9 protein-coding genes are annotated in these 10,158 nt (G+C 70.8%); 7 read left to right on the forward strand and 2 right to left on the reverse strand.

Annotated elements, in window-relative coordinates:
* Nucleotides 1-631, reverse strand: a 631-nt coding sequence (locus SSBG_RS21785) for a TetR family transcriptional regulator (protein WP_008748228.1), incomplete at its 3' end; no start/stop codon positions are given.
* A gap of 239 nt (nt 632-870) precedes the next feature.
* On the opposite strand from SSBG_RS21785, the gene SSBG_RS21790 reads away from it, so the two are divergent.
* Nucleotides 871-2,484, forward strand: coding sequence for an MFS transporter (locus tag SSBG_RS21790; RefSeq protein ID WP_008748230.1), 1,614 nt, complete (start codon nt 871-873; stop codon nt 2,482-2,484).
* Nucleotides 2,485-2,659: 175 nt separating this feature from the next.
* Nucleotides 2,660-3,082: a peptidase inhibitor family I36 protein gene (locus SSBG_RS21795; protein ID WP_008748231.1), complete on the forward strand. Its 423-nt coding sequence runs from the start codon at nt 2,660-2,662 to the stop codon at nt 3,080-3,082.
* Nucleotides 3,083-3,116: 34 nt separating this feature from the next.
* Here SSBG_RS21795 and aceE read toward each other — a convergent pair whose 3' ends face one another.
* On the reverse strand, nt 3,117-5,843 hold the full coding sequence (gene aceE / locus SSBG_RS21800) for a pyruvate dehydrogenase (acetyl-transferring), homodimeric type (protein ID WP_008748232.1): 2,727 nt from the start codon (nt 5,841-5,843) through the stop codon (nt 3,117-3,119).
* 450 nt (nt 5,844-6,293) lie between these two features.
* On the opposite strand from aceE, the gene SSBG_RS21805 reads away from it, so the two are divergent.
* From SSBG_RS21805 to SSBG_RS21825, 5 genes are all read left to right on the forward strand, one after another.
* On the forward strand, nt 6,294-6,734 hold the full coding sequence (locus tag SSBG_RS21805; protein ID WP_037870365.1) for a DUF3052 domain-containing protein: 441 nt from the start codon (nt 6,294-6,296) through the stop codon (nt 6,732-6,734).
* Between the two features lie 147 nt (nt 6,735-6,881).
* Nucleotides 6,882-7,340: a peroxiredoxin gene (locus SSBG_RS21810; RefSeq protein WP_008748234.1), complete on the forward strand. Its 459-nt coding sequence runs from the start codon at nt 6,882-6,884 to the stop codon at nt 7,338-7,340.
* A gap of 162 nt (nt 7,341-7,502) precedes the next feature.
* A complete protein-coding gene (locus SSBG_RS21815) occupies nt 7,503-8,078 on the forward strand; it encodes a TerD family protein (RefSeq protein WP_008748235.1) in 576 nt (191 codons plus the stop codon).
* Between the two features lie 172 nt (nt 8,079-8,250).
* The gene (locus SSBG_RS21820; protein WP_008748236.1) at nt 8,251-8,826 is read left to right on the forward strand and encodes a TerD family protein; all 576 of its coding nucleotides are present in this window, start codon (nt 8,251-8,253) and stop codon (nt 8,824-8,826) included.
* A gap of 73 nt (nt 8,827-8,899) precedes the next feature.
* Nucleotides 8,900-10,027 carry a DUF475 domain-containing protein gene (locus tag SSBG_RS21825; protein WP_008748237.1) on the forward strand — a complete coding sequence of 376 codons (1,128 nt, stop codon included), beginning with the start codon at nt 8,900-8,902 and terminating at the stop codon, nt 10,025-10,027.
* Nucleotides 10,028-10,158: the final 131 nt, after the last annotated feature.

The raw sequence follows: 10,158 nt of genomic DNA on the forward strand, positions 1-10,158 counted from the left end.
CGTCCTCCTCGCCCCAGGCGCCGGCCAGCGCGGGCGCCAGGTGGTCCAGGTGCTGGACGGCGAGGGCGCGCAGCGCCTCGGCGCTGCCGTCCCGGCCCGCGCCCCAGCGGTGTTCGGTGAGCCGCATGACACCGCCGAAGGCGGCGACCACGACGTGCGGGCGCAGGTCCCGCTCCGGGTCGAGGCCCTCGCGCGCCGCGATCACGCGCGCCATCTCCGCCTCGCACCCGGCCGCCCGCCGCAGCCGCGCGGCGAGCAGCGCCGGGGTGCGGGCGACGAGGCGGCAGGTCCGCAGGTGCAGGTCCACGGGGACGGAGAGCCCGGCCACCTCGGGCAGCTCGCCCCAGGACTCCAGGACCGCGCGGCGCAGCGCGAGCACCGGCGGCTCGCCCGCCGGGCGGGCGCGCAGGGCCTGGAGGAACCAGCGCTCGATGAGTTCCTGCGTCGCGAGGGCCACGTGCTCCTTGGTGGCGAAGTAGCGGAAGAAGGTACGGGTCGCGACTCCGGCGCGGGCGGCGATCTCGTCCACCGTCGTCCCCTCGTAGCCGCGCTCGGCGAAGAGCTCCAGGGCCGTGCGCAGGAGCCGTTCCCGGGTGCGCGTCTTCTTGCGCTCGCGCAGCCCGCGCGGCACGCGACCCCCGGGGCCGGACTCGTCGCCGGGGCCCGGCGGTCCGGGCGGGCCGTCGTGCTGTCGTGGGCCGTCCTGCGCGCGTGCCGCCTCGCCCTGCCGCTGCTCCGTCACCTTGCTCCTCGCTCCTCGTCCGGTCCCGCGCCCGTGAGCTGGCGCTTTGTTCCCGGCCCCGGTCCCGTCACCGGCCGGCACATGAAATTGATTGTCAACTGTCAGGCGCTGACAGTAATTTGACGCCCATGACTAGTCAGACCACCGTCGGACCGAAGGACGGAACGCCGCTCGCGCCCCCCGGCAAGGGAGCCCGCGGCAGCCTGCGCGGCCGTCCCTGGCTGACGCTCTTCGGCGTTGCCATCGGCGTCATGATGGTCGCCCTGGACGGCACCATCGTCGCCATCGCCAACCCGGCCATCGCGGACGACCTCGACACGAGCCTCGCCGGGGTGCAGTGGATCACCAACGGCTACCTCCTCGCCCTCGCGGTGGCGCTCATCACCGCGGGCAAGCTCGGTGACCGCTTCGGCCACCGGCAGACCTTCCTGATAGGCGTGGCGGGCTTCGCGCTCGCCTCCGGGATCATCGGGCTCTCCTCCAGCGTCTCGCTCGTCGTCGCCTTCCGCGTCCTGCAAGGGCTCTTCGGCGCGCTCCTGATGCCGGCCGCGCTCGGGCTGCTGCGCGCGACCTTCCCCGCCGAGAAGCTCAACATGGCCATCGGCATCTGGGGCATGGTCATCGGCGCGTCCACCGCGGGCGGGCCCATCGTCGGCGGGCTGCTGGTCGAGCACGTCTCCTGGCAGTCCGTGTTCTTCGTCAACGTGCCGGTCGGTGTCGCCGCCCTCGTCCTCGGCCTGTTCATCCTCAAGGACCACCGGGCCGAGAACGCCCCGCGCTCCTTCGACGTCCCGGGGATCGTGCTGCTCTCCGGGGCCATGTGCTCCCTCATCTTCGCGATCATCAAAACGGGTGACGGCTGGAGCTGGAGCGACGGCCGCACGTGGGGGCTTCTCGGCTTCTCGGTCGTGTGCTTCGCCGCCTTCGCCTTCTGGCAGACGCGCGCGAAGGAACCCCTCGTCCCGCTCGCGATGTTCCGTTCGGTCGCGCTCTCGGCGGGCACCGTGCTCATGGTGCTCATGGCGATCGCCTTCCTCGGCGGCATCTTCTTCGTCACCTTCTACCTCCAGGGCGTGCACCGCCTGAGCGCCGTGGACAGCGGTCTGCACCTGCTCCCGCTCACCACCATGATGATCATCACCTCGCCGATCGCCGGGGTGCTCATCACGCGGTTCGGGCCGCGCGTGCCGCTCGTCGGCGGGATGCTCGCCACGGCGGCCTCGATGTTCGGGCTCTCCACCCTGGAGGCGGACACGGGCACGGTCACGATGTCGCTGTGGTTCGCGCTCCTCGGGCTCGGGCTCGCGCCCGTCATGGTGGGCGCCACGGAGGTCATCGTCGGCAACGCGCCGCTCGAACTCTCCGGCGTCGCGGGCGGCCTCCAGCAGTCCGCGATGCAGGTCGGCGGCGCGCTCGGCACGGCCGTGCTCGGCGCCGTGATGGCCGCGCGCGTCAACAAGGACCTCCCCGGCAACTGGACGGACGCGGGCCTGCCGAAGCTCACGGGCGCCCAGCTCGACCAGACCTCCCAGGCCGTCCAACTCGGCGTGCCGCCCATCCCGCCGCACACCCCGAAGGAGGTCGCGGCGCAGATCACGACGGTCGCCCACGACACCTTCATGTCCGGCATGGGCCTGGCCTGCACGGTCGCCGGGATCGTCGCGCTCGTCGCCGCGGCCGTCGCGACGCTCACGAAGCGCGGCGACAACGCGGTGGAGGGCGCGGGCGCCGCGCACGTCTGACCCGCCCGTCACCCGTCAACCAGGGGCCCCGCCGGTTCACCCGGTGGGGCCCTTCTCGTCGTCCGGGGGCTTTTCCCCTATCAGTGCGGACCGGCTCGTGGCGGCTTCCAGGGCGGGCATCCGGCGGCCCAGAGTGCGCCTCGGAACCGGCAGTCACCGAAAGGACCCCGCCCCCATGCGTACGACCCTCACGACGCTCGCCTGCGCCCTCGCCCTCGGCGCGACCCTCCTCACCCCGGCCGAGGCGGCGGCCCCGGCGCACAAGGGGGCGGCGGCCCCGGCACGCGCCGGGACCGCCACGAGCTCCGCCGGCTCCTCCGGCTCCTGCGGCCGGGGCGAGCTGTGCCTGTGGCCCGGCACGGGGTACGGGGGCCGCCGCACCGTGCACGAGCTCTCCGGCACCGACATCGAGAGCTGCGTCCCGCTGAGCGGCAGAGCGGGAGCCCTCTCCCTGGCCAACCGCACGGGCCGCCCCGTCACGACCTACCAGTCCGCGGAGTGCGGTGAGACGGGGGAGTTCGAGACGTACCCCGGCGGCGGCACCTGGCTTCCCGAATCGCCTTACCGGGTAAGGGCCTTCAAGATCTGGGAGAGGTGAGCGGCTCGCACGGGGGCCCGCCCCGGGGGAGGGGCTACGCGTCGCCCCCGGCCGCACCGGGGTCGGCGGCGGCCACGTCGAGCAGGCTGTAGCGGTCGATCGCCTGCCGCAGCACCCCGCGTTCGAGCGCCCCGTCGCGCACCAGCTCCGTCAGGACACCCAGCACGATCGAGGGCGCGTCGATGTGGAAGAACCGCCGCGCGGCGCCCCGCGTGTCGGCGAAGCCGAAGCCGTCGGCCCCCAGGGACCCGTACCGGCCCGGCACCCAGCGCGCGATCTGGTCCGGAACGCTCCGCATCCAGTCGGAGACCGCCACGTACGGGCCGCCCGCGTCCGCGAGCTTCCGCGTCACGTACGGCACCCGCGCCTCCTCCTCCGGGTGGAGGAGGTTGTGCTCCTCGGCCGCGACCGCCTCGCGGCGCAGCTCGTTCCACGACGTCGCCGACCACACGTCCGCGCGCACGTCCCAGTCCTCCGCGAGCAGTCGCTGCGCCTCCAGCGCCCAGGGCACCGCGACGCCCGAGGCGAGGATCTGCGCGCGCCCGCTCCCGGCCTCGCCGCGGCGCAGCAGGTGCAGGCCCTTGACGATGCCCTCGACGTCCACGTCCTCCGGCTCGGCGGGGTGCTGGACCGGCTCGTTGTAGACCGTCAGGTAGTAGAAGACGTCCTCCGCGTCGGGCCCGTACATGCGCCGCAGCCCCTCGCGGACGATGTGCGCGATCTCGTAGCCGTACGCGGGGTCGTAGGCGACGCACGCCGGGTTCGTCGAGGCGAGCAGCTGGGACTGCCCGTCCGCGTGCTGGAGTCCCTCGCCGGTCAGTGTCGTGCGCCCGGCGGTCGCGCCGAGGACGAAACCGCGCGCCATCTGGTCGCCCATCTGCCAGAACTGGTCGCCGGTGCGCTGGAAACCGAACATCGAGTAGAAGACGTAGACCGGGATGAGCGGTTCGCCGTGCGTCGCGTAGGCGGAACCCGCCGCGATGAGCGAGGCGACGCAGCCCGCCTCCGAGATGCCGTCGTGCAGCATCTGGCCGGTCGGCGACTCCTTGTAGGCGAGCAGGAGTTCACGGTCGACCGATTCGTACTGCTGGCCGAGCGGGTTGTAGATCTTGGCGCTCGGGAAGAAGGAGTCCATCCCGAAGGTGCGGTACTCGTCGGGCGCGATGAGCACGAAGCGCCGCCCGATCTCCTTGTCCCGCATGAGGTCCTTGAGCAGCCGCACGAAGGCCATCGTCGTGGCGATCGACTGCTGCCCGCTGCCCTTTTTCACCGTCGCGTACGTCTTGTCGCCCGGCAGTTCGAGCGGCTTCGCGCGCACGACCCGCGTGGGCACGTACCCGTCGAGCGCCTGCCGCCGCTCGTGCATGTACTGGATCTCCTCGGAGTCCCTGCCCGGGTGGAAGTACGGCGGCAGCCCGCCCTCCAGGTCCTTGTCCGGGATCGGCAGGTGGAGGCGGTCGCGGAAGCCCTTGAGGTCGTCCACCGTGAGCTTCTTCATCTGGTGGGTCGCGTTGCGGCCCTCGAAGTTCGGGCCGAGCGTCCAGCCCTTCACGGTCTGCGCGAGGATCACCGTGGGCTGGCCCCTGTGCTCCTTCGCGGCCGAGAACGCCGCGTACACCTTGCGGTGGTCGTGGCCGCCGCGCCCGAGGTGCAGGATCTGGTCGTCGCTCATGCCCTCGACCATGGAGCGCAGCCGCTGGTCGCCGCCGAAGAAGTGCTCCCTGATGTACGCGCCCGTCTCCGTCGCGTACGTCTGGAACTGGCCGTCCGGCGTCGTGTTCAGCTTGTTCACCAGGAGCCCGTCCCGGTCCTGCGCGAGCAGCGGGTCCCAGGTGCGGTCCCAGATCAGCTTGATGACGTTCCAGCCCGCGCCCCGGAACTGCGACTCCAGCTCCTGGATGATCTTCCCGTTGCCGCGCACCGGGCCGTCCAGGCGCTGGAGGTTGCAGTTGACGACGAAGGTCAGGTTGTCGAGGTTCTCGCGCGCCGCGATCGCGAGCTGGCCGAGCGACTCCACCTCGTCCATCTCGCCGTCGCCCAGGAAGGCCCACACGTGCGAGCGCGAGGTGTCCGCGATCCCGCGCGCCGCCATGTAGCGGTTCATCCGCGCCTGGTAGATCGCCGAGAGCGGGCCGAGGCCCATCGAGACGGTCGGGAACTCCCAGAAGTCCGGCATCGAGCGCGGGTGCGGGTAGCTCGGCAGCCCGTCGGGGGCCTTCGACTTCTCCTGCCGGAAGCCGTCGAGCTGGGCCTCGGTGAGCCGGTCCAGGAGGAAGGCGCGCGCGTAGATGCCGGGCGAGGCGTGGCCCTGGAAGAAGATCTGGTCGCCGCCGTCGCCCCCGTCCTTGCCCCGGAAGAAGTGGTTGAAGCCGACGTCGTAGAGGCTCGCCGAGGACGCGAACGTCGCGATGTGCCCGCCGACCCCGATCCCGGGACGCTGCGCGCGCGAGACCATCACGGCCGCGTTCCAGCGGGTGGCGTTGAGGACCTTGCGCTCGACCTCCTCGTTCCCCGGGAAGAAGGGCTCGTCCTTCGTCGCGATCGTGTTGACGTAGTCGGTGCTGCGCATCTCCGGCACGGCGACGCGTTTCTCGCGGGCCCGCTCGATGAGGCGGAGCATCAGGTAGCGGGCCCGCTCGCTGCCGCGCGCCTCCACGGCGGCGTCGAGCGAGTCGAGCCACTCCTGGGTCTCCTCGGGGTCGAAATCGGGCACCTGGCTGGGGAGACCGCCGATGATGATCGGGGTGGGGTCCTGGGGCACGGGGTTCCCTTCGGGGGCGGCGGTGGGGTTGACACGATAAGTGCGGGTACGGGTGCGTACGGTGAACCTGGCGCGTCGGGTTCGCCCTCTCCGTCGGCTTCCCTCGGGGCTCCGCCCCGAACCCCGCTCCTCAAACGCCGGAGGGGCTGGATCGTGGGGCGCCGCGCCCCCGAACCCCGCTCCCGCAACCGGAGGGGCTGGATCAGCGGGGCCCCGGGAGGGGGGCCGGGGTGCCGGGCGGGAGATTTGGGGAACAATGGGAGGCATGGGCGGCTGCACGAAGCGGAGCGCAACGGTGTCCGAAGTTGGAGGACACCGCCCGGAAAGTCACCGTTTCGACGGTCTCGGCTGCCGGGTACTTGCGCGATCGGTCCCGCCCGTGTGGACTACGCCCCATGCCCCCGCGCCCGCGGGGGCGCAGCACATCCCGAAACGATCAGGAGGCAATCCGTGAGCGCGACCGCGGACCACGCGGAGGAGCGGACCAGCCCTGCCGTACGGCTGGGTTTCCAGCCCGAGCAGGTGGTCCAGGAGATCGGCTACGACGAGGACGTCGACCAGGAACTCCGCGAGGCCATCGAAGAAACCACCGGCACGGAGCTGGTGGACGAGGACTACGAGGACCTCGTCGACGCAGTGGTGCTCTGGTTCCGCGACGACGACGGCGACCTGACGGACGCGCTGGTCGACGCCTCGCAGCTGGTCGACGACGGTGACCTCGTCCTGCTTCTGACCCCCAAGACGGGCCGGGACGGGTACGTCGAGCCGAGCGACATCAACGACGCGGCGCGGACCGCCGGATTCACCCAGACCAAGAGCACGAGTGTCGGCAAGGACTGGATCGGCACCCGCCTGGTCACCCCGAAGGGCAACTCGAAGACCAAGCGCTGAACCGTACGGCGCCCACCGGGCCCCCTTCGCCCCGCGGACTCCTCGCGGGCGGCGGGGGCCCGGTGCGTAGGGTGGTGGGACCGGCGCCGGGCCCTCGTGGCCCGGGGCGCCGCTTCCCGTACGCATCACCGCAAAGGATCGGTACCCATGGCGATCGAGGCCGGCACCAAGGCCCCCGAGTTCGAGCTCAAGGACCACCACGGCCGCACCGTGCGCCTCTCGGACTTCCGGGGCGAGAAGAACGTCGTGCTCCTCTTCTTCCCGTTCGCCTTCACCGGGGTCTGCACCGGCGAGCTGTGCGCGCTGCGCGACGAGCTGCCGAAGTTCGAGAACGACGACACCCAGCTGCTCGCCGTCTCCAACGACTCGGTGCACAGTTTGCGCGTCTTCGCCGAGCAGGAGGGCCTGGAGTACCCGCTGCTCTCCGACTTCTGGCCGCACGGCGAGGTCTCCCGCGCCTACGGCGTCTTCGCCGAGGACAAGGGCTGCGCGGTGCGCGGCACCTTCATCATCGACAAGGAGGGCGTCGTGCGCTGGACGGTCGTCAACGACCTCCCGGACGCGCGCGACCTCGGCGAGTACCTCAAGGCGCTCGACACGCTCTGACCCCGCACATCCCCGGGGTCCCGACACGCGCCGCCGGGCCCCGGGCGGAAGAGCCCGTTCCGGGCGGGAACCGGTCACTACTATCCGTACGTTGTCCCGGACAACGACGTACGAAGGTGGCGACCGGCACTCGCCACCCACCCCGACATCATTGGAGGACCCGTGGGAGTCAGCCTCAGCAAGGGCGGCAACGTATCCCTGACCAAGGAGGCCCCCGGCCTCACGGCCGTGACCGTGGGTCTCGGCTGGGACGTGCGCACGACGACCGGCACCGACTTCGACCTCGACGCCAGCGCGATCCTCACCAACGCCGAGGGCAAGGTCTCCGGCGACGGGGACTTCGTCTTCTTCAACAACCTCAAGAGCTCCGACGGCTCCGTCGAGCACACCGGTGACAACACCACCGGCGAGGGCGAGGGCGACGACGAGGCGATCAAGGTCAACCTGGCCGCCGTTCCCGCGAACGTCGACAAGATCGTCTTCCCGGTCTCGATCTACGACGCCGAGAACCGCCAGCAGTCCTTCGGCCAGGTCCGCAACGCCTTCATCCGCGTCGTGAACCAGGCCGGCGGCACCGAGATCGCCCGCTACGACCTCTCCGAGGACGCCTCGACCGAGACCGCCATGGTCTTCGGCGAGCTGTACCGCAACGGCGCCGAGTGGAAGTTCCGCGCCATCGGCCAGGGCTACGCCTCGGGCCTGCGCGGCATCGCCCAGGACTTCGGCGTCAACGTCTGAGCCGCGGGTTCTGGGCCGTACGAGGCCGGGCCCCGCGGGGCCGGTCCGTACGAAGTTCTGAGCCGTACCAGGCAGGCACCGGCCGCGCGCCCCTCCGTCACCGGACGGCGGCGGCGCGCGGCCCGTTCCGTACCGCCTCCGCTCTTCAGCGGTCCACCAGGGGAGGAAACACATGGGTGTCACGCTCGCCAAGGGAGGCAATGTCTCCCTCTCCAAAGCCGCGCCGAACCTGAGCAACGTCCTCGTCGGCCTCGGCTGGGACGCCCGCTCCACCACCGGCGCCCCCTTCGACCTCGACGCCAGCGCCCTGCTGTGCGCGAACGGGCGGGTGCTGGGCGACGAGTGGTTCGTCTTCTACAACCAGCTCACGAGCCCGGACGGCTCCGTCGAGCACACCGGCGACAACCTCACCGGTGAGGGCGAGGGCGACGACGAATCGCTCCTCGTGGACCTGAACAAGGTCCCCGGCCACTGCGACAAGATCGTCTTCGCCGTCTCCATCCACGAGGCCGAGGCCCGCAGGCAGAGCTTCGGGCAGGTGTCCAACGCCTTCATCCGCGTGGTCAACCAGGCGGACGGGCAGGAACTCGCCCGGTACGACCTCTCCGAGGACGCCTCGACCGAGACGGCGATGATCTTCGGCGAGGTCTACCGCTACGGGCAGGAATGGAAGTTCCGGGCCGTGGGCCAGGGGTACGCGTCCGGCCTGAGAGGCATCGCTCTAGACTTCGGGGTCAACGTTTCGTAAAGCCGGACACGGCGCGGAGGGAGTGTTCCTCCAGACAGGTCCGGAGGGACCCTCCAACGATGGGGAATACGCAGTGCTGTTGAAAACCTTCGGCTGGTCCTTCGGGATCACCGTGCTCGGGCTGGTCGCCGCCGCCTTCTACGGCGGCTGGACCGCCTTCGGCGTCGTGGCGATCCTCGCGGTCCTGGAGATCTCGCTCTCCTTCGACAACGCGGTGATCAACGCCGGAATCCTGAAGAAGATGAACGCCTTCTGGCAGAAGATCTTCCTCACCGTGGGCGTCCTGATCGCCGTCTTCGGGATGCGGCTCGTCTTCCCCGTGCTGATCGTGGCGGTCACCGCCAAGATCAACCCGGTCGACGCCGTCGATCTCGCGATCAACAACAAGGACCACTACCAGGAACTCGTCACCGACGCCCACCCGGCCATCGCCGCCTTCGGCGGCATGTTCCTGCTGATGATCTTCCTCGACTTCATCTTCGAGGACCGCGACATCAAGTGGCTGGGCTGGCTGGAACGCCCGCTCGCCAAGCTCGGCAAGGTCGACATGCTGTCGGTCTGCGTCGCCCTGATCCTGCTGCTCATCGCCTCCATGACGGTCGCCACGCACGCGCACGTGCACGGCGGCGGGCACGTGGACAAGGCGGAGACGGTCCTGCTCTCCGGGATCGCCGGGCTCATCACGTACCTCATCGTCGGGGGGCTCTCCGGGTTCTTCGAGAACAAGCTCGAAGACGAGGAGGAGGCCGAGGAGGAGCGTGAGGAGGAGGCGGCCAAGAGCGGCAAGCCCCGCTCCGCCGTCGCGCTCGCCGGCAAGGGCGCCTTCTTCATGTTCCTCTACCTCGAAGTGATCGACGCCTCCTTCTCCTTCGACGGGGTCATCGGCGCCTTCGCGATCACCAACGACATCATCCTGATGGCGCTCGGCCTCGGCATCGGCGCGATGTACATCCGTTCGCTGACGGTCTACCTCGTCCGCCAGGGCACCCTGGACGACTACGTCTACCTGGAGCACGGCGCGCACTACGCGATCGGCGCCCTCTCCGTCCTCCTCCTCGTCACCATCCGGTACGAGATCCCCGAGGTCGTCACCGGGCTCATCGGCGTCGTCCTGATCGCCGCCTCCTTCTGGTCCTCGGTGCAGCGCAACAAGCGCATCGCGGCCGAGGAGGGGCACGAGGCCGGGAAGGTCTCCGCCTGAGCCCTCGCGGGGCCCGCGTGACAGCCGGGACGAGCCCGCCGCGCCGCGCGGGGCCGCGCGCTTTAGGCCAGGTCACGGCCGAAGCGCGGGCCCGCGTGTAACGGGCCCCCGGGCGCTGGGCACCCTCTTCG

The organism is Streptomyces sp. SPB074 (assembly GCF_000154905.1).
Lineage (GTDB): Bacteria > Actinomycetota > Actinomycetes > Streptomycetales > Streptomycetaceae > Streptomyces.